Raw genomic sequence first — 23,989 nt, forward strand, 5'->3', positions numbered from 1 at the left:
CTCAGGTAAAACTTAAGGGAAATCGGTCCAAGCCGTGAATGGAATTATTGGGGCGCCAGATCGCATCTCCCCTTGCCTGGATTTTATCCACCTTAAGAGCGATTGCCGTTAAAATCGCTTCCGCTTCGGCGCGGGCAATATTTTGCCCAACGCAACCATGAATACCGGTGCCTAGTGCCAAATGCCCTGTTGGGCGCCGGTTGATATCGAAATGATCAGCATTTGGCCAATGATCCTCGTCCAGGTTAGCGGCACCAAGGGAACAGATAAGTTTTGTCCCTTCCTTGATTTCTGCGCCAGAAATGCTGGTATCCTGATTGGCAGTCCGGCAGAAAGTGTGTATCGGGGACGTATATCTCAAAGATTCTTCAAAAGCCGGACGCGCCAGAGAGGGATCTGCTTTCAGTTTTTCGAATTCTTCCGGATGCGACGCAAGTGCCCATAACGCATTTCCAATTCCTGTGACGGTCGTATCGACACCAGCCGATAACAGGGACCGCACGAGCATGCCAGCTTCGTCTTCAGTAATATCACCATTGTCGGCGCTGGCGTAAATTGTTGCCCCCAGTCCATCAGGTTTCAGATTTTCCCGACTGCATTGCTCCGTTATCCATGGCACAATATCGGGCCCCATTGCCAAAGACCTTTGCCGCAATGCATTGTCGGGGCCGAGCGCATTGAAAACCATTGCGCCGTAATTGATCAAATGCTGGCGATTTACTTCACGCAAACCAACTGCTTCAGGAAACACTGTGGTCGGAAAGGCTTCTGCCAGATCTGCGACTGCGTCAAAGCTGTCTTCCAGCAGCAGCTGGTCAATCAGGTTATCAGCAGTGCGTTGGAAGTAGTCCTTTAATTGTTTTACGGCGCGGGGGGACATGGCGCGGGCCATAACCGTGCGCGTTTTCGTATGATCCGGCGGGTCAACTTCCAGTATAATGCTTGGTGGCCGCCAGGGCTTATCCAGTTTAAAATCCTGCAGACCGACACCGCGAGACGAGACAAATCTTTCCCAGTCATTAAATATGGTCTTGATTTCCGCATATCGGCCGCAACAGAGGAATTGGTATTTCGGGATGTAAACCAAAGGTCCCCGGGCCCGCAACTCTTGATAATAGTCCGTTGGATCTGTCAAAATAGCCGCGTCATAGGGATCGATGTCCCAGACAGAGACGCCTTGCGGCGGCTCTATGGGTCGATGGCCTTCGATAAGAGTCATAACCGGATCCCTTCGAGCTTATTATTTTTACAAGAGGATGTCGTTCCTGCCGCCTATTGTCAATTTTTTTGACATCTGTGCTGCGCTGCACAACAAGTGCTTTGCTTAACGTATAGTTTAGTCTATGAAGAGCCTCTAATTAACCCTCCGAAAAATGGAATTGCTCTTTGATCAAGCCAACGCTTGCCGCCTTTGCTGACCGATTGACCCGTACGGGCCGGAATTCAGGCGATCTGATGAAATTTACGCCGAACCGCGTGAAAATAGAATTACTTTCCGGCTTGACGGTTGCTCTCGCTTTGGTACCGGAGGCTGTGGCCTTTGCCTTTGTCGCGGGTGTTCATCCGCTTGTCGGTCTCTATGCGGCTTTTATTGTCGGTTTAATTACAGCTGTTATCGGAGGGCGTGCCGGTATGATCTCAGGGGCCACGGGTGCCCTCGCCGTGGTCATGGTGTCGCTGGTTGCTTTGCATGGGGTCGAGTATCTGTTCGCTACCGTCGTGTTGATGGGTATTTTGCAAATACTTTCAGGCATCTTTCGACTGGGGAAATTCATCCGTCTGGTACCGCATCCGGTGATGCTGGGTTTCGTAAATGGTCTCGCAATTGTTATTTTTATGGCGCAGCTGACGCAGTTTCAAATCCTGGACGCGAACGGCGACAAAGTCTGGATGACGGGGATGCCGTTGGCAATTATGCTGGGCCTCGTGGCCTTGACCATGGCAATTATATGGCTGTTTCCAAAGATGACATCAGCCATTCCTGCACCACTTGCAGGTATTGGTATTGTTGCCGTGATCGTCATTGTCTTTGGAATAGATGTCCCACGCGTTGGAGATTTGGCCTCCATTCAGGGAGGCTTGCCCGCCTTTCATATTCCCATGGTGCCCCTGACGCTGGAAACGTTAAAAATCATCTTTCCCTTCGCCTTGATCTTGGCGGCCATTGGATTGATTGAAAGCCTGCTGACATTGAATTTGGTTGGCGAGATCACTGGAAAGCGCGGCGGAGCATCGCAGGAATGTGTTGCGCAGGGTGTCGCCAATACGGTAACCGGGTTTTTCGGCGGTATAGGCGGTTGCGCCATGATCGGTCAATCCATGATTAATATGAAATCGGGCGGACGGACAAGATTGTCCGGTATCTCCGCAGCCTTGTTTTTGCTGGCATTTATTTTGTTTGCCTCCGGTTTGATCGAGCAAATTCCGCTTGCAGCGCTGGTTGGTGTGATGTTCATGGTGGTTATCGGGACCTTTGCCTGGCAGAGTTTTCGGATCATGCAGCGTATTCCAATGTCCGATGCCCTGGTCATTGTTCTTGTCACCGCGGTGACGGTATTGAGCGACCTTGCCATTGCCGTTGTTGTCGGGGTCATTGTTTCTGCGCTTACATACGCCTGGAACAATGCGACCCGCATTCAGGCCAAAGCAGAAGTAAACGAGGAGGGCGCGAAAGTGTATCGTATCGAAGGACCGTTGTTCTTCGGCTCAGCAGATGGTTTTGGTGAAATTTTTGACCCCAAATCTGATCCTGACCTGGTGATTGTTGATTTTCTGGATAGCCGCGTTGTTGATCAGTCTGCACTCCAGGCCATAGAAGCTTTGGCGCTAAAATACGAAGCCCAGGGCAAATCGCTTCAATTGCGGCACTTGTCCCGGGATTGCCATCGGTTACTCCATCGTGCCGGTCAGTTGATGGTTGATTCTAATGATGACCCTGACTATGGGCTGGCCGTGGAATATTCAATCAAAACCGGTCCAATGGGCGGCGGGCATTGAGCCAGATGGGCCGATAAGGATCCACCTTGCCTTTCTCAATTGAGTCCGTATTCTGAGTTCTGAATTAAAATAACGGGACTGGAATAAACTGGCCCCATCTATTCGGGACAAAAATAATGCTAAAAAATAAAGTTATCCTGATCACAGACGCCACGCATTTCCTGGGAATTCCTGGCTCGAAGGCGATGGCTACCGAAGGCGCCAAAATTTACGCCCAGGACGCTGCATTTTCAGATGCTGACAGCCGTGCTGCTTTCGAAACAGAAGTGCCTGGTGCCACAGCGCTTTCCCTACAGGAGCCTGAGGCTATTGTTGAAAAGGTTATCACCGCGGAAGGCCGTCTGGATGTCATGATTAATAATGATGCATTTCCGGCCCTGAAAGCAGCGATTGACGACGCGAGTATTGATGATTTCCGGGAAACAATTGAAGCATTGATGGTGCGCGGCTTCAGATATGCCAAAGTCGCCTCAAAACATATGAAAGCGGCGTCGCAAGGCAAAATCATTTTTGTTTCTTCGGCGGCCCCAAAACATGGCATACCCAATTATTCCATGTATGTGGCAGCGAGAGGCGGAACCAATGCTCTGGCTCAAACCTTGGCCAAGGAACTTGGCCGGCATAATATTCAGGTTAATGCGCTCGCCCCAAACTTTGTTGAAAGCCCGACATATTTTCCGAAAGAGATCATTGAGAATGAGGCGGCTTACAAGAAGATTACAGCGCAAATTCCTTTGGGTCGTTTGGGAAAACGTGAAGAAGCGGGCGATTACCTGGTGTTTCTGGCATCAGATAAATCCAACTTCATTACCGGGCAGGTGCTCTACTTCGCGGGTGGATGGGCGTAAATCTACACTGTTAAATGGTCGGTTTTTCCGGAAGTGGAAAAAGTTTTGTCACATGACCCATTTTACGGCCAGTACGCGATTCTGCTTTGCCATATAGGTGAAGGCTGTTTTTTGCGTCATCCATGATGTCAGACCATCGTTCAATGTCGTCGCCAATCAGATTTATCATGGTCGCATTGGAATGACGAGCCGGATCCCCGAGCGGTAATCCGCAAACTGCCCGAATGATTTGCTGAAACTGGCTAGTTGCGCAAGCCTCGATTGTCCAATGGCCAGAATTGTGAGGGCGTGGCGCAAGCTCGTTGACCAGAACATCCTCGTCAGCCGTGACAAACATTTCGACGGCGAGAAGCCCGATAAGGTTGATTTTTGCTGCGATCGTATGGGCAATTTCTTTCGCTCGTTTGGTCACAGCATTTGAAATATCCGCTGGTGCCAGCGTGATATCCAGAATATGGTTTTTATGGCGGTTTTCGACAGGAATATATGTTTTGATATCGCCGCTGGCACTGCGCGCTACAATGACGGAGATTTCCAGCCGGAAATTGACAAAACCTTCTAAAATAGAGGGGGCATCTTTCATTTCGGCCCAGGCTGTATCAATTTTACTCGCATGATCTATCTTGGTTTGACCTTTGCCGTCATAACCAAGACGCCGTGTTTTCAAAATTGCTGGTGTCCCGATTTGTTGAACTGCGTTTGTAAGTTCTTCGATACTTTCGACATTGGCAAACGGAGCGGTACCAATACCAAGATTATTGACAAAACTTTTCTCCAACAAACGATCTTGGGTAACCTCTAATACCTTCCGACTGGGACGGACCGGTACAAAATCATTGAGGAAAGTAATGGTGTCAGTGGGAATATTTTCAAATTCCAGTGTAATCACATCTACGGAATTGGCGAAAGCTTGCAAGGCAATTTTGTCATCATACCTTGCGATCGTCGACCGATGAGCCACTTGGGCGGCAGGACTGTTTTCTTCCTGCCCGAATATGTGAACAAAATACCCCATCTCCGCGGCAGCAAGTGCCATCATCCGGCCGAGTTGGCCATCCCCAAGTATACCGATATGTCCGCCAGGTGCGATCAATGTCATGGAAAATCCTTACGATTAGGAACTGGGTTCTTCTGCAACAGAGAGAGTTTGTTGCTCTCGCCAGATACTAACGGCCCGGGCAAATGTTTCATTTTCGAGCGCGAGAATTTGCGCAGCGAGCAGTGCGGCGTTTATAGCGCCAGCTTTGCCAATGGCTAACGTCCCGACTGGAACGCCACCTGGCATCTGTACAATAGATAACAGACTATCCATTCCCTTTAACGCCTTGCTTTCAATAGGGACGCCGAGGACGGGCAGAGATGTCATTGAGGCTGCCATGCCTGGTAAATGCGCAGCGCCGCCAGCACCGGCAATAATGACTTTGATACCCCGGTCTTTTGCGCCTTTTGCATATTCATAGAGGCGGTCAGGTGTCCGGTGGGCAGAAACGATTTTCGTTTCGAACGGAATTTCCAATGCTGTCAAAGTTTCGGCAGCATTGTTCATGATCTCCCAATCCGATTGGCTCCCCATGATAATGCCGATGCAAATGTCTTGCTTAGTCATTGAAAACTTTCCGTTGTAAGTGGCTGTTTTTGAAGGAGCGGATTATAGGCGAGCTTTAAAAAGACGCAAGTAAAGCGTTCCATAACATTTAAGTAGATTTTAAATCATATTTTTATAATAGATTCTTTTGAGTTTTAATTTTAAATACCGTATTCTTCAATTCGGTATTGGGTTTGTAGCAGTTAGGTGTATTCGTGAAAATTAGCTCAACAAGCGCACCACGCGCGACTGACCGTTCGGGCAGAGCCGCCAAATCAGGTGTACAAAGCACGCCGTCATCTGTTTCGTTGCCGCGTGAAATCAACGACACTACATCCATCATGGGCATTCCCGAAGAAGAGCTGACCCCTCGTGTTCGCGATGCGATTATGTCACTGATGGCAGAAGTGGATAATTTACGGCAATCACTGGGTCAGGTTAATCGCCGCCTTAACGATACGGAACAGTTGGCAGATCAAGATCCTTTGCTTCCCATTTATAACCGGAGAGCTTTTGTCCGCGAACTCACGCGCGTTCAGGCCTCGGTCGAGCGGTACAAGACTGAAGCGAGCCTGGTTTATATCGATCTGAACAAGTTTAAGGCAATCAACGACAATTTGGGACATGAAGCCGGGGATGCGGTTCTTTCCCAGGTGGCCAAACGGTTAGTTGAAAGTGTTCGGGATACAGATATTGTCGGGCGGTTAGGTGGCGATGAGTTCGGCCTTATCCTTTCTCGCACGGACGTGGAGAGCGCCCGCATATTGATAAACCGTATTCCCGTTTTATTTCAACAGCAGCCGATTGTCTGGAACGATGAAACCCTGACGGTCGGATTGTCTTCAGGGGTCGTGCCGATCCAATCGGGAAGCAATGCAGAGCAGGCGCTCAATGCCGCAGATGCTGCCATGTATGAAAATAAAAAGGCAGATATTTCCTGAGAAACAAGCTTCTGAGATTCGGGAGCTGTCGTAAAAGTTAAGCTATAATATCTGGAAGCAGCGCATTTTCCGTGGAAAAGATCTGATCTTTCAATACCAATTTACGTTTTTTGAGACGTTGAAGCTGCAATGTATTGTAATTACCCGATAAAATTAAAGCATCGATAGCTAAGTCGAGATCGCTATGCTCCGCTTTTAAGTGGGCCAGGCGCGTTTTAAGTTGCTCATATTCGTCTATTTCTGACATGTATTTACAGCTGCTCCAGCAACGAATTTTCCTGCGTAGGTAAAGGTTATGCTAGACTTCCTTGCGAATAGCATGAACATCAACATTATTTTAGCACTTTTCAGGATATAAGCCTAGCCTCAGCACGTTATGTGCGGCGATTATTCATTTCCGATCGCTCTTTAGGAGTTTATAATTTTGGCCATATATAATTCAGCGTCATTTCCCCCAAGCCAGTTGTGGGATTTTGCAACGAAGCTTTATAGCTCGCGAGAAGTCGAGGAGGCCTGTCTCAGTCTTCAGGATCGACGCGGGCTGGATGTGAATTTGATTCTTTTTTGTATCTGGGTTGCTGCAAGTGGGCGCGGTATTCTGACCGAGGATGAAATGACGATCGGAATTGATGCCGGCATCATCTGGCAATCTCAGGTGGTTGGTCCTCTGCGTCATGTGCGGCGGTTTCTAAAAGGACCGATTGCGCCCGCCGATGGCCGACTTGGTGCCGAACTGGCACGCGTTGTTTCGGAAAGTGAACTTTACTCCGAGCATATGGAAATTCAGATATTGAGCGAGATTGTTGTGCGGCCGGCAACAGGCTCCTTTGATATGCAAGAGCGGGGGCAGGAAGCTGCCACTAATCTACTGGTTTATCTGGACCGGATGATCGAAGATATTGATAACGAAGATCGCTCAGCCTTGTTGGTCATATGGCAGGAATCTTTTCCTGCTGCAAATCCAAAATATACGGATTTATTTTATCCATTGATTGCTGCGTAATTCTATCCGCCCAATCCTTTCCATTGTTTGGACAATGAATTCTCCACCCCCAGCAAATTTAAGGCATGTCCGGCAAATTGAGTGACAATATCGTCAACAGATTGTGGGTGTGTGTAAAATGCTGGAACTGGTGGCGCAATGATCGCCCCCATTTCGGAAAGCTGCGTCATGGTTCTAAGATGACCTGTATGAAGAGGCGTTTCCCTAATTGCTATAACAAGCTTACGTCGTTCTTTTAATGTAACATCTGCTGCACGGGTCAGCAGACTGCTGGTTACTCCGGTAGCAACTTCGGACATCGAACGGATAGAACAGGGTACAATGATCATACCACTCGTTTGAAAAGAACCGGAAGCAATGCTCGCGCCAATATTCATGGAATTATGGCTTTCTGTCGCTAAAGCTTTGACGTCAGCAACAGAAGATTCTGTTTCCTGAGTAATAGTGATTTCGCCTGCTTTGCTGATGACCAAATGAGTTTCCAGATCCAGGCTCTGACAGGCTTCCAGTAGACGAATGCCATATTGGGCGCCGGACGCGCCGCTAATACCTATTATGACTTTTTTGGTTTCCGTCATTTCGTCCAACTTTCTCAAAAAATAAAAGGATATGAGCTATTGAATCATATCATGTTGCTTCATAAATCTGTAACATGGAGTTGTCCATCGCTGGTACGCCGGCGTCCTGTCTTTTTTAGCTTGAGGAGATATACTATGAGCACAGCAGACCATGTTTCACAGCTGACTGAAAAACATAACCAGATTGAACAAAAGATTCAGACTGAAATGGCCAGCCCGTCTGCAGATCACGTGCAAATTAGTCACCTGAAGCGAGAGAAACTCAGGATAAAGGAAAAAATATCGAGTTTGTCTTTATTATCTGAATCAGCCCATTAGGAAATTTGGCTTATCATTAGGATTATAAGACGAGCTTAACGTACGAGGCGCTGAAAAATCAATTCAGCGCCTTTTGATTTGCCGCATAAGGGCTCCCTAAAAATAAAAAATATACGCGACCAAACTAAAGAATAATTCCATTTTCCAAGTGGCATCTCTGAAAGGTCCCTGACGTGAAATACCTGTAGAGATTCTGAATCGGACCAAAATTCAGCTTTATCGATTCGTCAAGAAATATTTTTTATAAAGTATTCCCACAAGTTGTTGACGTGGAAACAGCAATTATACAATATGTAGTGGCTATTCTCGAATTCGGGGACGTTAAAGGCTCACTAAAGAAGCCCAAAATAGCGATTTTACGCAATATTCGGGAAGTTCACACTGTCTAGCATGTGATTATTGCAAAAATGTGGCAGTACTATTGAAATATTTGACCAAGTTTTGGTCAGGAATGAAAAGTTGAGAAGAAGGGGAAAGTTGGATGCTTGATACGGTTGATATGCTGACAGACATCGTTCAGGTCAAAGGCGGTGCACGTGTTCATATTGATCATAGCCGTGACAAGTATTTGACGGATTTTGGCAAGGCCGTGTTGACCGACCGGTATTTGCTTCCTGAGGAAAGCTTTCAGGATCTGTTTGGCCGTGTTGCCAGTGCTTACGGTGAAGGGGACGCACATGCCCAGCGGATCTATGAATATATCAGCAAACTTTGGTTTATGCCGTCCACCCCCGTTTTGAGCAATGGGGGGTCGTCCCGGGGGCTTCCGATTTCATGCTTTTTGAACGAATCCAACGATAGCCTGAAAGGTATTGTAGATTTGTGGACGGAAAACGTATGGCTGGCCTCAAAAGGCGGCGGCATTGGCAGCTATTGGGGGAATTTGCGGTCGATCGGCGAAGGCGTTGGCGCTGTTGGCAAAACCTCGGGGGTCGTCCCGTTTATGCGGGTTATGGACAGTCTGACCTTGGCCATCAGTCAGGGCAGCCTGCGCCGCGGGTCAGCAGCGGTTTATCTTCCTGTGTCGCATCCGGAAATTGAAGAATTTGTCGAAATTCGCCGCCCAACAGGAGGCGATCCTAACAGGAAAACACCCAACCTCCATCACGGCATACTTGTCTCTGATGCGTTTATGCGCGCTGTCGAGGAAGATGGTGAATGGGGATTAACAAGCCCGAAAGATGACGCGGTTGTTAGAACTGTAAGTGCCCGTAGTTTGTGGATCCGGATTTTGACGGCGCGTGTGGAAACGGGAGAGCCTTATATCATTTTCAATGATCGGGTAAACAGTCTCGTACCGGAGCATCACAAACTGGCCGGCTTGTCAGTGAAAACATCTAATCTTTGTGCTGAAATAACGCTGCCGACGGGCATTGACCATTTAGGAAATGATCGAACAGCGGTTTGCTGCCTCTCCTCTCTTAATCTGGAAAAGTATGACCAATGGGAGTCCCAGGACGGCTTCATTGAAGATATTATGCTGTTTCTGGATAATGTATTGCAGGATTTCATTGATAGGGCACCAGACGAAATGGAGCGGGCAAAATATGCTGCCATGCGTGAACGCAGTGTTGGCCTCGGTGTGATGGGTTTTCATTCTTTCTTACAAGCAAAACGGGTTCCTCTGGAGTCCGTTATGGCGAAAGTTTGGAACAACAAGATATTCAGCCATATTCAAGAGGGCGTTGACGCGGCTTCAAAATCGCTGGCTGATCTTCGCGGTGCTTGTCCCGATGCGGCGGATTACGGATTTAATGAGCGGTTTTCCAATAAGACGGCGATTGCGCCGACGGCTTCAATATCCATAATATGTGGAGGCGCGAGCCCGGGAATTGAGCCTGCTGCCGCGAATAGCTATACACATAAAACATTGTCTGGATCCTTTAACGTTCGCAATCCGCATTTGAAAGCACTGCTGGCTGAAAAGGGCCATGATAACGAGGATATCTGGAGCTCCATCACGGTGAGCGAGGGATCTGTGCAGCATCTGGATTTTCTTGATGATCATGAAAAAGATGTGTTTAAAACAGCGTTTGAGCTTGATCAGAGGTGGATTATCGAGTTGGCCGCGGACCGCACGCCGATGATTGATCAATCTCAATCTGTAAATATTTTTCTACCTGCTGATGTTCACAAACGGGATTTGCATCAGATACATTTCCAGGCCTGGAAACAAGGCGTAAAAAGCCTTTATTATTGCCGGTCTAAATCCATACAACGTGCGGAAGTGGTTGCTACGAAAGAAGAATTGCCGGCGGAGCTTACCGAGCTGGCAAACAGTCTTGCGATTGCCGCTAAATCGTCCCTTGTAAATGTCGGTGAGACCACCGATTATGAAGAATGCCTGGCTTGCCAGTAGCAGGCTAGCGTTCCTTTTTTGATCTTTTTTATTGATTGAGTCTGCCCATGTCGTTGCTTGACGCAAAACCGGTCTACAAGCCATTTTCCTATCCCTGGTGTTATGATGCCTGGTTGATGCAGCAGCAAATTCACTGGTTACCCGAAGAAGTTCCACTGGCGGATGATGTCAAGGATTGGCACAATAATCTCACGAAGTCAGAGCAGCATTTGCTGACTCAGATTTTCCGGTTTTTCACACAGTCGGATATCGAAGTGAATAACTGTTATATGCGGCACTATACCCGTGTGTTTAAGCCGACAGAAGTTCAGATGATGCTGGCAGCCTTTTCCAATATGGAGACGGTGCATATTGCTGCTTATTCCCATTTACTGGATACAATCGGTATGCCGGAATCGGAATATTCTGCTTTTCTTCATTATAAGGAAATGAAGGACAAGTATGACTTCATGCAGCAGTTTAATGTTGAAAATAATACGGACATAGCCAAGACTCTGGCAGTATTCGGTGCTTTCACTGAAGGTTTGCAGTTATTTGCCAGTTTTGCAATTCTCCTTAACTTTCCGCGGACGGGGAAAATGAAGGGGATGGGGCAGATTGTAACCTGGTCCGTCCGCGATGAAACATTGCATTGCAATTCCATCATCAAGTTATTCAAGACTTTCGTTTCAGAAAACCCAGAAATCTGGACTGACGAATTCCAGCAGGATTTATATGCAACTTGCCGTGAGATCGTTCATCATGAAGATGCGTTTATCGATCTGGCTTTCGGTGAGGGCGATATTGAAGGGCTAACTGCAGATGAGATTAAAGGGTACATCCGGTATATTGCGGATCGACGTCTGGGGCAGCTTGGATTGAATCCCATCTATCTCATTGAGAAAAACCCGTTGCCTTGGCTCGACAGTATTCTAAATGCGGTTGAGCATACAAATTTCTTTGAAAATCGGGCGACTGAATATTCAAAGGCCGCTACTCAAGGCAGCTGGGAAGACGCCTTTAACTGATTTTCTTTCTTGGGCGTTATATTTCCTGCATATTTTTTCAATGGAATAGGAAAGGTAGCTTTCTAGTCCGGGATTTGAAGAACTATTTTCCCCGTATGTTTTTTCGTTTGAAATACTGATTGCGCCTCATTTATTTTTGCCAATGGAAAAACTTCTGCGACAAGGGGTTTTATTGCACCGGTTTCGATGAGATGAATGAGATTGCCAAAGACATTTGGTGCCAAAACCGTACAGCCAAAGAAACTCAGGTCTTTAAGATACAAGGTCCTGACATCCAATTCGACCAAGGGTCCAGCGATGGCGCCAGCGACGGCATACCGTCCAAATGGGCGAAGAATATTCAGCAGGTTTGGCCAAGTGGGACCAGCAACCAAATCAATAACCACATCAATACTGTTTTCACCAAGGGCATCTCTCAGGTTTTCGTTACGCCCAATTGTCTGTGTTGCTCCCAATGCTATCAGCTCTTCGGATTTGGCGGGGCTGGTAACAGCAACTACTTCTGCACCGCGGGCTTTTGCCAATTGAACGGCCGCAGATCCGACACCCCCAGATGCACCGGTTACGAGAACCCTGTCACCAGCGGCAGTGGATGTCCTTGTTAGCATGTTTTCAGCGGTTGAGTATGAGCAAGGAAAAGACGCAAGCTCCACATCACTATAGTCACTGTCAATCTTGCAGGCATGACCGTCAGCCACGACAGTAAATTGAGCAAATCCACCGTTACATTCAGACCCGAAATACCAGGGGTGAGGTGGCCGTTGACCATCAACTTCTGTTAAGCAGGGCTCAATGAGAACGCGATCGCCAATGCGGCTCTCGTTTACCTCGGACCCTACAGCGACAATTTTCCCGGCAACATCGGCCCCTTGTATTCTTGGAAACTTAAGAGCTTCACCGGACCAGCTTGCATCCTCCGTATTACCTTCAGTTTTTGCGTACCATCCAATTCGTGTATTAATATCCGTATTATTCACACCGGCAGCACCAACCCGTATCAATACATCCCGATTCCCAATTTTTGGAAGCGGAATATCTGTACGATACTCAAGTTTCTCAGGACCACCATGTCCTGTCATGAGAACGCCAGTCATTTTGGCTGGTAAGTCGGTCATTAAATTAACCCTATTGCATTTGTACCTCGTGGAATATTCTCACAGGTAATAACGCTTGCATATTTTAATTTGCGGATTGCCTGGCTTTTCTGCTGAGTAATTGCAAAGATTATATTCAACCAAATGGTTGACAATTAAATCAGGGCATATATATTCAACAATATGGTTGAATATAATACAGAAATATTAGATGCGACGTTTGCGGCTTTGGCTGATCCAACGCGCCGGGCAATTCTAGAGAAACTGGCGGGAGGTGAGCAGTCCGTTAGCGAACTGGCGACGCCGTTCGATATGTCGCTTGCCGCAGTTTCCAAACATATCCAGTTGTTGACGAGAGCAAATCTCATCTCGCAGCATAAAAAGGGCCGGGTGCGTCAATGCCGCCTCGAGCCGGAAGCCTTTGAGGCCGCCGTGAATTGGATAGAACATTACAGGGATTTCTGGACAGAGAAATTTACTGCATTGGAGGCGTTTCTTGAAAATGAAGCGACAAACCCAAAAACGAAACCCAAGCAAGGAAAGAGAAAAAAATGAACATACAAGCTGTGAAGCCAGAACTGCATACGTTGACTTTATCTCATCTTTTTCATGTCTCGGCGGACCATTTATTCGATGCCTGGACAAACCCGGCGCTAGTCGCTCAATGGTTCGGGCCATCAGGTTTTACTCTACCAAACGCCGAAATTGATCTTGTTGTTGGTGGATCTTATCATTTTCTCATGCAGCCGCCCGAAGGTGATCCCATCGTACATCAGGGAGTTTACACCGTCATAAACCGACCAAAGCAATTAGCTTTTACCTGGCTGCTTGAAAATCAATCCTGTGAAGGAACCGAGGGACTTCATTGTGAGACGCTGGTAACACTCGATTTTATCGAAAAGGGACAGAAAACAGAGCTGGTTGTGACCCATGAAGGACTGCCAACGAAGCAATCAGCAGAAGCACATAATTTTGGTTGGGCAAGCAGCCTCGATTGTCTTGAAGAGGTAATTGCGTAAAGCAACATACTGAAAATAGGAGATTGTTATGACATCTGCCGCAATTGTAAGTCGCGAAGAATGGTTGGAGAGCCGCAAGGCGCTCCTCGCTCAGGAAAAAGAATTTACGCGTCAGCGGGATGAACTGAGTAAACTGCGCCAACAGTTACCATGGGTGGAAGTAAGTGAAGACTATCTATTTGATACGAATGACGGACCAAGGCATCTAAGCCAACTGTTTGGCGGGCATAGTCAGCTGGTTGTCTATCATTTCATGTATGGCCCGGAGTGGGACGTCGGATGCAAAAGCTGTTCTTTTTGGGCGGATAATTACAACGGGATTGTTGCTCATCTGGCCGCTCGCGATGTATCGCTTGTGGCTGTATCTAGAACGTCACTGGATAATATCAACAGCTTTTCAAAACGCATGGATTGGTCGTTTCCCTGGGTGTCGTCCCTGAACAATCGGTTCAATTTTGATTATAATGTTTCTTTTTCCGAAGAAGACAGAACCAGTGGACATGCAAGTTATAACTACAAATCAGGTCCGATTGGCATGGATGAGCTGCCCGGGTTCAGTGTTTTTTCAAAAGATGAAACAGGACGTCTCTTTCACAGCTACTCCACATATAGTCGAGGCCTGGATATGATGAATACGGCCTATAACATTCTTGACCTTGTCCCAAAAGGCCGTGATGAACAAAATTTGGATCATACAATGGCTTGGCTGCGCCTCCATGACAGCTACTAGGCATATAGATCCGATACCAGAATATAATAAACTCCCGTGAATAGGGTTCACCAAGATTTTGTTGCAATGTAAACAAATACGTGAAGAATGGAGGCGAGGGGTGCTTGTTTTAAGATCGCCCGCTAAAAGCCGGTAATTACTGGCAAATACATTATATTCTGGGAGGAATAGACAATGCGTAAAACCATGTTGGTTGCAGCGGCAACTGCAGTATTAATCGCCTCTGGTTCGACAGCCTATGCTAATTGTGACCCGGGCGAAATCGTCATTAAATTTAGCCATGTTACAAATACGGATAAACATCCAAAAGGCATCGCAGCGACATTACTTGAGCAGCGTGTAAATGATGAAATGAACGGAAAAGCCTGCATGCAGGTGTATCCAAATTCCACCTTGTATAATGATAACAAGGTTTTAGAGGCGCTACTTAATAATGATGTTCAGATGGCAGCGCCCTCTTTGTCAAAGTTTGAGAAATTCACCAAGAAATTCCGGATCTTCGATTTACCCTTCATGTTCAAGGATGTAAATGCGGTTGATGCATTCCAGAATTCTGAAACAGGCCAGGCGATGAAAACCTCCATGGTCAAGCGTGGATTGCTCGGTCTGGAGTTTTGGCATAATGGCATGAAGCAATTTTCTGCGAGCAAGCCGCTTTTGGTTCCTGGTGATGCCAAGGGTTTGAAATTCCGCGTGCAGTCTTCGGATGTTTTGGTTGCAGAGATTGAAGCAATGGGCGCTGTACCGCAGAAAATGGCTTTTTCTGAAGTATATGGTGCCTTGCAGACTGGTGTTGTAAATGGGCAGGAAAATACCTGGTCAAACATTTACGGGAAGAAATTCTTCGAAGTCCAGGACGGAACGACGGAAACTAACCATGGAATCATCGATTATCTTGTCGTGACTTCAACGGATTTCTGGGATGGTTTGCCAGACGATGTCCGGGCACAGTTGACGACGATATTGCGGGAAGTAACTGAAAAAAGAAACGCAGAATCAACAGCGGTGAATAATGATGCAAAAGACGCAATCATGAAAGCTGGCGGTGTGGTTCGTCAACTAAATGCGGAGCAGCGTCAGATGTGGGTTGACGTAATGAAGCCAGTCTGGACTCGCTTTGAAGGTGATGTTGGCAAGGACAATATTATGGCAGCTCAAAAGTTCAATACGAACTAAGACACCTTTGGCAGGCCGGTATTGAGGGGTGCCGGCCTGTTTCTACCAATAGCGTGGGAGGGGTCTTTATGGCGAACACGGGACATCATAGACAACGAACATTTACAGATAAGCTCGAAGAAACCTTAATCGCCATTATTCTTGGATTGATGACGATCATTACATTCGTGAATGTCGTCGCCAGATATGGCTTCAACGAAAATATTCTCTGGGCATTGGAAGTGACGTCAATTCTTTTCGCGTGGCTTATTCTACTGGGCGTAAGTTATTGCGTTAAGATAACCGCACATCTGGGTGTTGATGCTGTCGTCAATCTCGTTTCCGCTCCTGTTCGAAAAACTCTTACCCTTATTGCCGTCGTTCTTTGCATAATTTATGCACTGCTTTTGCTTAAAGGCGGATGGGATTTTTGGGCAAATTATGCCAACTTGCCGGAAACCGAAGGTCGTTGGTTCTTTATGGGGTTTGAAGAAGAATTTTTGGCAAAAGGTTGGTATGAGACGGATGATGTCACCATGCCGGAAATGTTCCAGTTTTTTGCCGTGTGGTTTAATGAGGGTGAACCTTACGAAAAAATTCCTCGGCTCATACCTTATGTCATGCTCCCGGTTGGTATGGCGCTACTGCTTTTCCGCTTTCTTCAAGCTGGCTGGGCTGTCTGGACTGGCAACAAGACATTGATCATCGTCAGCCATGAGGCCGAAGAGGCAGTTGATGAAGCTGCCGCCAAACTTGGCGAGGAGACCTAGTAAATGGAAGTCGTCCTCCTCTTTGTCCTGATCATTGGGCTTTTAATGTTCGGGGTGCCAATTGCTGTGGCACTCGGGCTGAGTTCAATCCTTTTTCTCCTCGCCTTTTCTGAAAGTTCATTAGCCTCGGTTGCGCAAACTTTCTATGAAGCCATGGCGGGCCATTATACGCTTCTTGCCATACCGTTTTTCATTCTGGCCTCGAGTTTTATGTCAACCGGCGGCGTTGCCAAGCGCATCATTCGCTTCTCAATCGCTCTTGTCGGACATTTTAGCGGTGGTCTGGCCATTGCAGGCGTCTTTGCTTGCATGTTGTTTGCGGCCTTGTCTGGATCCTCTCCGGCAACCGTCGTTGCAATTGGGACTATCGTAATCGCGGGGATGCGCCAGGTTGGCTATAGCAAGGATTTTGCCGCGGGTGTTATTTGTAACGCTGGAACTCTTGGCATCCTCATTCCCCCGTCGATTGTCATGGTGGTCTATGCGGCGGCGACCGATGTGTCTGTTGGTCGCATGTTCCTGGCAGGTGTGATACCGGGATTGCTTGCCGGATTTATGTTGATGGTAGGCATCTATGTAGCTGCGAAATGGAAAGACTTGCCGAAAGGAGACTGGCTGGGCTGGGTCGAGGTCTTTTCTTCTGCAAAGGAAGCAGCGTGGGGATTGTTCCTGATCGTAATAATACTGGGTGGAATTTACGGGGGCGTTTTCACACCAACAGAAGCAGCTGCGGTAGCATCTGTTTACGCGTTTTTTATTGCCAATTTTATCTACCGGGATATGGGGCCTTTGCACCGTGAAGACGCGGAGCCGATCTCAATATTCCGTAAACCACAAGCCTTGGTGACAGTGTTTTTCCATCCCGATACGCGTGATACGTTGTTTGAAGCTGGCAAACTGACCATTACGTTATTGTTCATTATCGCCAATGCGCTCATATTAAAGCATGTCCTGACCGATGAGCAAATTCCGCAACATATTGCCGGTGCGATGTTGGATGCCGGGCTGAGCTGGTGGTCCTTCTTGATCGTGGTGAATATTATTCTGCTTGTCGGCGGACAGTTCATGGAACCTTCAGGGTTGATCGTTATTGTTGCACCTTTGGTTTTCCCCATTGCCATAGAACTAGGTATTGACCCAATTCATCTGGGAATAATCATGGTTGTGAACATGGAAATTGGCATGATAACGCCGCCGGTTGGGTTGAATCTGTTTGTAACGTCCGGTGTTGCCGGAATGCCGATGATGCGTGTGGTGAAAGCGGCGTTGCCCTGGCTTGGAATTCTGTTCGTCTTCTTGATTTTGGTCACATACATACCAGCCTTGTCGACATGGCTGCCAACCAGCTTTATGGGGCCGGAGATAATAACAAAATAGGGATCAGCTATCCTTGTAAAGGCGTTTTTTGAACCGACGAAGGGCCCACCAAACGCCGAACAGCACAATAGGAATGGACAGGCCCTTCACCAGATCAGTGTTAAGGGAAAGACCGACGCTGTTGCCCGCATTGGCTGCGTATCCCACGAGGCTTACCAGATAGTATGATATTGCGGCAATTGACAGTCCCTCGACGGTTTCCTGGAGGCGCAATTGACGCTTCGCCCGCTTGTTCATTGATGCTAGCTGTGCTTGGTTTTGCTCCGAAAGTGCGAAATCCGTTTTGGTGCGCAATAGATTTGCAGATCGTGTTGCCCGTCGAGATAAGTCGGAAAGTCTGTCGGCTGCGGAGTTGCATGTTCGCACGGCAGGGGTTAAACGACGATCTAGAAACTCCGAAATTGTTTGGTAAGGGGCGATCTGGACTTCTTTCAGTTCGGTGATCCGAGACAGAATTATCGGGTAATATGCACGTGTTGCACTGAACCGGTATGCTGTTTTCGCAGACAAAGTTTCAATATCAGCTGAAACACGTGTGAGGTTGCGCAGTAAAGCAGCTTCATCTTCTCGGCTGTTGACCAGACTAAGCTGTTCGGTCAAATCAGCAAGCTCTGTATTTATGGAGGCAACCTTTCGGCTTACATCCCAAGCAAGGGGAAGGGCAAGCAACGCAAGACTTCTGTAAACCGCAATCTCGAAGATCCGCAAAATTACGCGGCCGGCTTTTTGCGGTGGCATATCATGGTCATAAATTAAAGTTCGGTTATACCCATCTTTATCAATCCGTAAATCCGTCCAAAGTTGTGCCGCATCGCCGCCAATAATACTGCTGACAAGGCTTTCAGAAACAAAATACTTACCCAACTCGGTATCAGTTGGTTTAGATCTTGATGTACCCAATAATTCAATTTTGACGGCGGTTAGCAGGACACCAGGCAGGGAGCCAAGCCAGTCCTTCGGCGCTTCCTCGCAGGCACTTTTCGAGAATGGCAAATGGTCGTGGTTCGCTCGAAAAAAAGTATATGTCGTGAACTCGGCGTGACGTTCCCAACGCAAACGAAAAGCCCCAAAATCGGCAGAGAAATGATTTGTGTTTTCGCGAGGTGGGTGTATCCCATATCGATTGCAAATATCGCAGATATGCCTGTAGTCATCTTCCTCACCATGCTCTTCGCGAAACATGGCATACATGGTACCGTATAAGGGCGCTATCAATTGTTCGAACGGCCTGGCATGCAATTCATTGCTGATATCAAAGCGCAGAGGGTGTGGCGTTAGCCCGGCACAATCTCTTCGCTTTGCTTTGTCAATCTCGCCCATTTTTCCTCCCAGAAAAAGCAGAGCCGACCAATTTGGTCGGCGCGAGTTGTAGTACGTTATCTCATTATTAAAGTCAAATATAGGGGTGGTTGGGGCCGTGATACAATGCTCAACATCTCATCCTAAAGTGGAAATTTACGACGCAAGCGCAAAATCTGTGATTTTGAGTAATTCTCGCATAAGTTAATAATAAAAATTGCGATTTTAAACAAAATCATTCAATATCTTTGGCGGGCGCGTATTTGATATCGAAACTGACATGTCAACTTTGAAGGTAAATCTAAAAACCACTGATAATTCGCAAGATAAAAGCAATCCTCTAAACGGCGAATTCGCCCCGAAAGTGCTGATTGTTGGTGCAACTTCTTTTGAAGCCGTGCCCGAATACAATCCGCTTGATGCTTTTCTTTACGATGACAAGAATGTTGATTTCTTCCAGGCGGAAAATGAGGCTGAAGGGTTGCAGTTTTTGGTCGCGCAGGATGATATCGCCGTCTTATTGGTTGATGTGTCGCGTGAAAATAAATTGAGTGGGATATCATTTGTTCAAAAAATTCGCCAAGAGATTGAAAACAAAACAATTCGGATAATTTTGTTTGGAGGGCTTACGGGCTATTTACAAGATTTAAACGTTTTGCGCCAATATGACATTAACGATTATTTGGACATTTCAAACCTGACTGTTCCCCAGCTGTTTTCTAGTTTAACCATTGCTCTTCAGTCCTATGAGCGCATTAAAGCAGATCAATCGAGCAGGCAATCTTTACAGACGATATTGGATGTTACCAAGGAGCTTTATGGCGTGCGCTCCGTTAAGGAATTTTGCCTTACTATTTTGACGCAACTGCAGCTCATTCACGCTGAAACAGAGCATTGTTTCTTCTGTATTCCTGACGATAAATCCGGGGATCTCGTTCTTGCGGCAGGTAAGGGGCGTTATGAAGACTTAATCAGGAAAAAGGTCGTTGACGTAGTTGATGAGCACCTGTTGTCCGTTATTCAGGAGGCTTCGCACAGCGGTATAAATGAACATAGCAGGGAAATTAGCGTTTTACCGTTGCTTCGCAATGGAATTTTTAAAGGGGCGGTTGTCTTGCATACTGTTAGAGGAGCAACCGTAATTGAGAAGCGCCAAATTGATTTAATATGTGCAAATGTAACTTTAGGACTTGAGAATGCCGATATGTTTGAGGAAATCAAGCGACTGGCATTCAATGACTCACTGACTGGACTGGATAATCGGGCAAAATTTCGATCAGATGTTCAGACATTCATAGAGGAAAAAGCGCGCCCATCAAAAAGTCAGTTTATTGTTGTGCAATTCGTCTTAGATTACTTGCCGGAGCTCAATATCGCGTTGGGACATGAGGCCGGAGACGATTTGCTTCAATTTGTGTCGGAACAGTTGGCGCTTTTGTTCCCGAATGCCATATCTCTCGCCCGGACTTCGGGGGATGGGTTTGGATTATGTATCCCCTATGAGGCTGGGCGCGGGCTTCAGCAAATTCCCAAAACAATACACAAGCTCTTTGAGCGAGGACCGGCTGGAAGGGTAAATTTACCGCATGTGACGCCCCGTATTGGCCTTGCAATTTACCCTGAAGATGCTGATAACGCTGCGATGTTATGGCGGAGTACCAATATTTCTCTGGCGACTCTGTCGGGAAAAGGAGGTACCTATTTCCGCTATTATAACAAAGAAATAGCGGGGGAAATCAATTCAAGGGTAATGTTGAATAACGCGCTGAAAATTGGTATTGGCCGCGAAGATTTATCTCTGGATTACCAACCTCAAGTCGAGCTTGCATCAGGGAAAATGATTGGCGTTGAAGCCTTACTAAGGTGGGAGCGCGAAAACGGAAAATTTGTCTCACCAGATGAATTTATCCCGATTGCAGAGACTTCAGGTCTTATAGCGCCCATAAGTGAGTGGGTTTTGCGAGAAGCCTGTCGTCAGCGGAAAACCTGGCTGGATATGGGAAAGACCGACTTCAAAGTTGCAGTCAATTTATCCTTATCCGTTTTCCAGGATGACGATTTTGTTGACCTGGTTCGAAATATACTGGCAGAGACAGAATGTCCTGCAAATTTGCTTGAATTGGAGATCACGGAAAGTGTGATCATGGAAGACCCAGAGCAGGCATTACAAAATTTCTTGAAAATTGGTGCGCTCGGTGTCGGATTCTCGATTGACGATTTTGGAACCGGATATTCGTCACTAAGCTATTTGCGGCGGTTGCCTGTTTCTGTGTTGAAAATTGATAAAGCCTTTATAGACGGTATGACTGTAAATGTAGATGACGCAGCGATCACACGAACTGTCATCAGCCTGGGAAGAAATCTTGGGCTTAAAGTTTTGGCTGAAGGGGTTGAAACTGAAGAACAAGTCGCCTTTTTGAAAAACGCTGGCTGCCATCAAGCACAGGGATTTTTCTTCTCCCGCCCAGTCGGGGAGGAAGCGATCCTGCCTTTGATTGAAAAATACTCCTGAGCTGGAATTCCTACTTCAATAGCTTGCCGGGGTTCATAATCCCATCCGGATCAAGAGCCTTCTTAATTCGGTGCATCAGGTCGATTTCGATCGCCGGTTTGTAAAGGACCAGATCATCTGATTTCAGACGCCCAATGCCGTGTTCAGCGCTAATGCTTCCACGCATACTCACCGCAATATCATGAACGACCCGGCTTACTTCCTCCCAATGTCCAAGATATTCCTCTTTATCCATATCAAGGGGTTGCATCGGATTATAATGAACGTTGCCATCACCGATATGCCCGAAGGCAACCGATCGGAAATTGGGAACTATTTTACGTACAGCAATATCGGCTTCTCGGATGAAATCAGCAAATCGGGATACGGGTACGGAAATATCGTGTTTGATACTGCCACCTTCTGGTTTTTGGGCCCCAGAGATTTCTTCCCGTAAATTCCATATATGGGCTTGCTGCGCCTCACTAGTCGCAATAACGGCATCAATGACAATTTCTTGTTCAAATCCTGCTTCCAGGATTGTCTCCATAAGACCGCTTAAATCTTCTGTACTGCTTGAGGAAAGTTCTACAAGTATTTGCCAGTCATACTTGTCCGGCATTGGATCCGCAAAATTCGGTACATGGCGGCACACCATGTCGATCGCAATCCGAGGAATGATTTCAATTGCGGTTACCTGATCGCCGCTCATGGTTCGGGCCAAATTCAAGAATTCCACGGCTGCTGCAACGGAGGGTATGGCGGCCAAGGCAACTTGTTGATATTTTGGCCGAGGGTACATTTTGACGACCGCACCGGTGACGATGCCCAATGTGCCTTCCGCCCCAATGAAAAGCTGTTTTAAATCGTAACCTGTGTTGTCCTTGCGAAGGCTGGTCATGCCATCCCAAATCTGACCATCCGGTAAGACGACTTCCAGCCCCAATACTTGTTCTCGGGTATTGCCGTAATGTAGAACCTGGACACCGCCAGCATTGGTTGAAATGTTGCCGCCAATTTGGCAGCTGCCTTCAGATCCAATGCGCAATGGAAAGATACAATCGACCTCTTCTGCTGCTTGTTGTAAGTTGGCGAGGACACAGCCAGCATCAACTGTCATTGTGCCGTTTAGGCGATCCACCTCACGTATGGTATGCATGCGGCGCAGGGACAATATAATCTCGTCGCCTTTTGTGAACGGAATGGAGCCACCCACCAGGCTTGTATTTCCACCTTGTGGTACGAGGGGAGATTTAGATGACGCGCAGGCTTTTACAACGGCGGCAACTTCCTCCGTGGATTTTGGCAAAACGACCGCGCGAGCTTTTCCGATAAATTTATCACGCCATTCGACAACAAAGCCCTGCATGTCTGCCTCATCCAGCAGAATGCCTTTCTCGCCAACTATTTGGGTTAATTGTTCAATCAGGTCCACGGTCATGTCCTTTTCAGTTTCTCGGAGCAGCAGCTCTGCGCAACCGGTCGTTTATGGCAACGCCCAACCCAATTTCTGGAATAGGACCGACAGCGATTCCTTTTACATGCATTTCATCGAGCATATGGAATGCCGCGAATAGCCTGGCAGTCGCTTCCGTCAGGTCGCCGGATTCACTCAAATTTATATCTGACAGTCTGTCCTGATCCCGTCCAAAACCCAGATAGGCTTCACCGGGTTTTTTATCTTTGGCATTCAGCCGTACCGGACATGCCGGTGCATAATGACTGAGGAGCATTCCAGGGCTGTTTATGATGCCATTGTCGCTGTGGAGCAGAACTTTACCGACAGCCGATTCCAGGGCTTCTTTGGTAACACCTCCCGGGCGCAAAAGGACGGGAGTATCATTTTCAAAGCCGACAACTGTACTTTCAACTCCGACAGGGCAGGCGCCGCCTTCAAGAACGCCGGATATCGCATTGCCGAGGCCATTGATCACATGCTGGGCAGTTGTCGGGCTGATACTTCCCGATGGATTGGCACTCGGGGCAGCCAAAGGACGCCCACATTTGGAGAGAAATTTTAAGGCAAGACGATGTCCCGGAACTCGGATTGCCAATGTATCAAGCCCCGCACTCGCGAGTTTGGATATGGCGCAATCCGCTGTTCTGGGCAATACAAGTGTTAATGCGCCAGGCCAGAAGCTGTCGGCGAGCCGGCGCGCGATTTCGCTAAAAACAACATATTTTTCAGCAACCGCTAGAGAGGGGACATGAATGATAAGAGGATTAAAGCTCGGACGGCCCTTCGCCGCATAAATGCGGGCGACAGCGGTATCATTCGACGCGTCAGCGCCCAAACCATAGACGGTTTCCGTCGGAAAAGCGATCAAGCCTCCGGATTTAATTTGCTCAGCCGCTCGTTCAAGCCCGGCGGGATCAGGCTGCAATACTTCACTCATAACATTACTCATATCTGGGCCG

The 23,989-nt window shown here is 47.4% G+C and carries 23 protein-coding genes; 14 read left to right on the forward strand and 9 right to left on the reverse strand.

Translation table 11 applies throughout. The features are described from left to right. Nucleotide 1: 1 nt before the first annotated feature. Nucleotides 2-1,219, reverse strand: coding sequence for a cytochrome P450 (locus NBZ79_RS07865; RefSeq protein ID WP_251937141.1), 1,218 nt, complete (start codon nucleotides 1,217-1,219; stop codon nucleotides 2-4). A 167-nt stretch (nucleotides 1,220-1,386) separates the two neighbouring features. Here NBZ79_RS07865 and NBZ79_RS07870 point away from each other — a divergent pair, with 167 nt between their 5' ends. Then, nucleotides 1,387-2,997 (forward strand): SulP family inorganic anion transporter, encoded by a 1,611-nt coding sequence (locus tag NBZ79_RS07870; protein WP_251937142.1) that lies wholly within the window; start codon nucleotides 1,387-1,389, stop codon nucleotides 2,995-2,997. Nucleotides 2,998-3,113: 116 nt separating this feature from the next. Next, nucleotides 3,114-3,845, forward strand: coding sequence for an SDR family oxidoreductase (locus NBZ79_RS07875; RefSeq protein WP_251937143.1), 732 nt, complete (start codon nucleotides 3,114-3,116; stop codon nucleotides 3,843-3,845). A 10-nt stretch (nucleotides 3,846-3,855) separates the two neighbouring features. On the opposite strand, the gene NBZ79_RS07880 is transcribed toward NBZ79_RS07875, so the two are convergent. Continuing rightward, nucleotides 3,856-4,944 (reverse strand): 5-(carboxyamino)imidazole ribonucleotide synthase, encoded by a 1,089-nt coding sequence (locus NBZ79_RS07880; protein ID WP_251937144.1) that lies wholly within the window; start codon nucleotides 4,942-4,944, stop codon nucleotides 3,856-3,858. Nucleotides 4,945-4,959: 15 nt separating this feature from the next. Continuing rightward, nucleotides 4,960-5,451, reverse strand: coding sequence for a 5-(carboxyamino)imidazole ribonucleotide mutase (purE, locus tag NBZ79_RS07885; protein ID WP_251937146.1), 492 nt, complete (start codon nucleotides 5,449-5,451; stop codon nucleotides 4,960-4,962). 194 nt (nucleotides 5,452-5,645) lie between these two features. Here purE and NBZ79_RS07890 point away from each other — a divergent pair, with 194 nt between their 5' ends. After that, nucleotides 5,646-6,371, forward strand: a complete 726-nt coding sequence (locus NBZ79_RS07890) for a GGDEF domain-containing protein (protein ID WP_251937148.1) — start codon at nucleotides 5,646-5,648, stop codon at nucleotides 6,369-6,371. A 37-nt stretch (nucleotides 6,372-6,408) separates the two neighbouring features. On the opposite strand, the gene NBZ79_RS07895 is transcribed toward NBZ79_RS07890, so the two are convergent. Continuing rightward, nucleotides 6,409-6,618, reverse strand: coding sequence for a YdcH family protein (locus NBZ79_RS07895; protein ID WP_251937151.1), 210 nt, complete (start codon nucleotides 6,616-6,618; stop codon nucleotides 6,409-6,411). A gap of 177 nt (nucleotides 6,619-6,795) precedes the next feature. Here NBZ79_RS07895 and NBZ79_RS07900 point away from each other — a divergent pair, with 177 nt between their 5' ends. Continuing rightward, nucleotides 6,796-7,374: a TIGR02444 family protein gene (locus NBZ79_RS07900; RefSeq protein WP_251937154.1), complete on the forward strand. Its 579-nt coding sequence runs from the start codon at nucleotides 6,796-6,798 to the stop codon at nucleotides 7,372-7,374. A gap of 2 nt (nucleotides 7,375-7,376) precedes the next feature. On the opposite strand, the gene NBZ79_RS07905 is transcribed toward NBZ79_RS07900, so the two are convergent. Further along, nucleotides 7,377-7,952, reverse strand: a complete 576-nt coding sequence (locus tag NBZ79_RS07905) for a UbiX family flavin prenyltransferase (RefSeq protein WP_251937156.1) — start codon at nucleotides 7,950-7,952, stop codon at nucleotides 7,377-7,379. A 135-nt stretch (nucleotides 7,953-8,087) separates the two neighbouring features. On the opposite strand from NBZ79_RS07905, the gene NBZ79_RS07910 reads away from it, so the two are divergent. The 3 genes from NBZ79_RS07910 (at nucleotide 8,088) to NBZ79_RS07920 (ending at nucleotide 11,636) form a co-directional block, all read left to right on the forward strand. After that, on the forward strand, nucleotides 8,088-8,270 hold the full coding sequence (locus NBZ79_RS07910; protein ID WP_251937159.1) for a YdcH family protein: 183 nt from the start codon (nucleotides 8,088-8,090) through the stop codon (nucleotides 8,268-8,270). Nucleotides 8,271-8,769: 499 nt separating this feature from the next. Beyond that, complete coding sequence (locus NBZ79_RS07915) at nucleotides 8,770-10,629, forward strand: ribonucleoside-diphosphate reductase subunit alpha (RefSeq protein ID WP_420854593.1); 1,860 nt, start codon at nucleotides 8,770-8,772, stop codon at nucleotides 10,627-10,629. A gap of 47 nt (nucleotides 10,630-10,676) precedes the next feature. Then, a complete protein-coding gene (locus NBZ79_RS07920) occupies nucleotides 10,677-11,636 on the forward strand; it encodes a ribonucleotide-diphosphate reductase subunit beta (RefSeq protein WP_251937164.1) in 960 nt (319 codons plus the stop codon). A 62-nt stretch (nucleotides 11,637-11,698) separates the two neighbouring features. Here NBZ79_RS07920 and NBZ79_RS07925 read toward each other — a convergent pair whose 3' ends face one another. Next, entirely contained in the window at nucleotides 11,699-12,751 is a 1,053-nt protein-coding gene (locus NBZ79_RS07925; protein WP_251937167.1) for an alcohol dehydrogenase family protein, read from the reverse strand. A gap of 162 nt (nucleotides 12,752-12,913) precedes the next feature. On the opposite strand from NBZ79_RS07925, the gene NBZ79_RS07930 reads away from it, so the two are divergent. The 6 genes from NBZ79_RS07930 to NBZ79_RS07955 all read left to right on the forward strand — a co-directional run bounded on the left by NBZ79_RS07930 (nucleotide 12,914) and on the right by NBZ79_RS07955 (nucleotide 17,781). Continuing rightward, nucleotides 12,914-13,285 (forward strand): ArsR/SmtB family transcription factor, encoded by a 372-nt coding sequence (locus tag NBZ79_RS07930; RefSeq protein ID WP_251937169.1) that lies wholly within the window; start codon nucleotides 12,914-12,916, stop codon nucleotides 13,283-13,285. Further along, nucleotides 13,282-13,749 (forward strand): SRPBCC family protein, encoded by a 468-nt coding sequence (locus NBZ79_RS07935; RefSeq protein WP_251937172.1) that lies wholly within the window; start codon nucleotides 13,282-13,284, stop codon nucleotides 13,747-13,749. Before NBZ79_RS07930 ends, NBZ79_RS07935 begins: the two co-directional genes overlap by 4 nt. 28 nt (nucleotides 13,750-13,777) lie before the next feature. Then, nucleotides 13,778-14,479, forward strand: coding sequence for a DUF899 domain-containing protein (locus NBZ79_RS07940; protein WP_251937175.1), 702 nt, complete (start codon nucleotides 13,778-13,780; stop codon nucleotides 14,477-14,479). Nucleotides 14,480-14,665: 186 nt separating this feature from the next. Then, nucleotides 14,666-15,655: a DctP family TRAP transporter solute-binding subunit gene (locus NBZ79_RS07945; RefSeq protein WP_420854594.1), complete on the forward strand. Its 990-nt coding sequence runs from the start codon at nucleotides 14,666-14,668 to the stop codon at nucleotides 15,653-15,655. Nucleotides 15,656-15,723: 68 nt separating this feature from the next. After that, entirely contained in the window at nucleotides 15,724-16,404 is a 681-nt protein-coding gene (locus NBZ79_RS07950) for a TRAP transporter small permease (RefSeq protein WP_251937180.1), read from the forward strand. A gap of 3 nt (nucleotides 16,405-16,407) precedes the next feature. Further along, the gene (locus NBZ79_RS07955; RefSeq protein WP_251937182.1) at nucleotides 16,408-17,781 is read left to right on the forward strand and encodes a TRAP transporter large permease; all 1,374 of its coding nucleotides are present in this window, start codon (nucleotides 16,408-16,410) and stop codon (nucleotides 17,779-17,781) included. 3 nt (nucleotides 17,782-17,784) lie between these two features. Here NBZ79_RS07955 and NBZ79_RS07960 read toward each other — a convergent pair whose 3' ends face one another. After that, a complete protein-coding gene (locus NBZ79_RS07960; protein ID WP_251937184.1) occupies nucleotides 17,785-19,101 on the reverse strand; it encodes a DUF3422 family protein in 1,317 nt (438 codons plus the stop codon). Nucleotides 19,102-19,360: 259 nt separating this feature from the next. On the opposite strand from NBZ79_RS07960, the gene NBZ79_RS07965 reads away from it, so the two are divergent. Then, nucleotides 19,361-21,592, forward strand: a complete 2,232-nt coding sequence (locus tag NBZ79_RS07965) for a GGDEF/EAL domain-containing response regulator (protein WP_251937186.1) — start codon at nucleotides 19,361-19,363, stop codon at nucleotides 21,590-21,592. A 10-nt stretch (nucleotides 21,593-21,602) separates the two neighbouring features. On the opposite strand, the gene NBZ79_RS07970 is transcribed toward NBZ79_RS07965, so the two are convergent. Beyond that, nucleotides 21,603-23,012 carry an FAD-binding oxidoreductase gene (locus tag NBZ79_RS07970; RefSeq protein WP_420854566.1) on the reverse strand — a complete coding sequence of 470 codons (1,410 nt, stop codon included), beginning with the start codon at nucleotides 23,010-23,012 and terminating at the stop codon, nucleotides 21,603-21,605. A gap of 7 nt (nucleotides 23,013-23,019) precedes the next feature. Next, a complete protein-coding gene (locus NBZ79_RS07975) occupies nucleotides 23,020-23,967 on the reverse strand; it encodes an L-threonylcarbamoyladenylate synthase (protein ID WP_251937189.1) in 948 nt (315 codons plus the stop codon). Between the last annotated feature and the right edge of the window lie 22 nt (nucleotides 23,968-23,989).

The sequence above is a fragment of the Sneathiella marina genome, from assembly GCF_023746535.1.
GTDB classification, from domain to species: domain Bacteria; phylum Pseudomonadota; class Alphaproteobacteria; order Sneathiellales; family Sneathiellaceae; genus Sneathiella; species Sneathiella marina.

What these genes read in the sequence shown, in the direction of transcription:
- NBZ79_RS07935 (WP_251937172.1), top strand. Translation starts at nt 13,282, where the DNA reads ATGAACATACAAGCTGTGAAGCCAGAACTGCATACGTTGACTTTATCT.
- NBZ79_RS07955 (WP_251937182.1), top strand. Translation starts at nt 16,408, where the DNA reads ATGGAAGTCGTCCTCCTCTTTGTCCTGATCATTGGGCTTTTAATGTTC.
- NBZ79_RS07910 (WP_251937159.1), top strand. Translation starts at nt 8,088, where the DNA reads ATGAGCACAGCAGACCATGTTTCACAGCTGACTGAAAAACATAACCAG.
- NBZ79_RS07940 (WP_251937175.1), top strand. Translation starts at nt 13,778, where the DNA reads ATGACATCTGCCGCAATTGTAAGTCGCGAAGAATGGTTGGAGAGCCGC.
- NBZ79_RS07945 (WP_420854594.1), top strand. Translation starts at nt 14,666, where the DNA reads ATGTTGGTTGCAGCGGCAACTGCAGTATTAATCGCCTCTGGTTCGACA.
- NBZ79_RS07965 (WP_251937186.1), top strand. Translation starts at nt 19,361, where the DNA reads ATGTCAACTTTGAAGGTAAATCTAAAAACCACTGATAATTCGCAAGAT.
- NBZ79_RS07880 (WP_251937144.1), bottom strand. Translation starts at nt 4,944, where the DNA reads ATGACATTGATCGCACCTGGCGGACATATCGGTATACTTGGGGATGGC.
- NBZ79_RS07950 (WP_251937180.1), top strand. Translation starts at nt 15,724, where the DNA reads ATGGCGAACACGGGACATCATAGACAACGAACATTTACAGATAAGCTC.
- NBZ79_RS07905 (WP_251937156.1), bottom strand. Translation starts at nt 7,952, where the DNA reads ATGACGGAAACCAAAAAAGTCATAATAGGTATTAGCGGCGCGTCCGGC.
- NBZ79_RS07930 (WP_251937169.1), top strand. Translation starts at nt 12,914, where the DNA reads ATGGTTGAATATAATACAGAAATATTAGATGCGACGTTTGCGGCTTTG.
- NBZ79_RS07915 (WP_420854593.1), top strand. Translation starts at nt 8,770, where the DNA reads ATGCTGACAGACATCGTTCAGGTCAAAGGCGGTGCACGTGTTCATATT.
- NBZ79_RS07875 (WP_251937143.1), top strand. Translation starts at nt 3,114, where the DNA reads ATGCTAAAAAATAAAGTTATCCTGATCACAGACGCCACGCATTTCCTG.
- purE (WP_251937146.1), bottom strand. Translation starts at nt 5,451, where the DNA reads ATGACTAAGCAAGACATTTGCATCGGCATTATCATGGGGAGCCAATCG.
- NBZ79_RS07970 (WP_420854566.1), bottom strand. Translation starts at nt 23,012, where the DNA reads ATGACCGTGGACCTGATTGAACAATTAACCCAAATAGTTGGCGAGAAA.
- NBZ79_RS07865 (WP_251937141.1), bottom strand. Translation starts at nt 1,219, where the DNA reads ATGACTCTTATCGAAGGCCATCGACCCATAGAGCCGCCGCAAGGCGTC.
- NBZ79_RS07975 (WP_251937189.1), bottom strand. Translation starts at nt 23,967, where the DNA reads ATGAGTGAAGTATTGCAGCCTGATCCCGCCGGGCTTGAACGAGCGGCT.
- NBZ79_RS07920 (WP_251937164.1), top strand. Translation starts at nt 10,677, where the DNA reads ATGTCGTTGCTTGACGCAAAACCGGTCTACAAGCCATTTTCCTATCCC.
- NBZ79_RS07960 (WP_251937184.1), bottom strand. Translation starts at nt 19,101, where the DNA reads ATGGGCGAGATTGACAAAGCAAAGCGAAGAGATTGTGCCGGGCTAACG.
- NBZ79_RS07925 (WP_251937167.1), bottom strand. Translation starts at nt 12,751, where the DNA reads ATGACCGACTTACCAGCCAAAATGACTGGCGTTCTCATGACAGGACAT.
- NBZ79_RS07895 (WP_251937151.1), bottom strand. Translation starts at nt 6,618, where the DNA reads ATGTCAGAAATAGACGAATATGAGCAACTTAAAACGCGCCTGGCCCAC.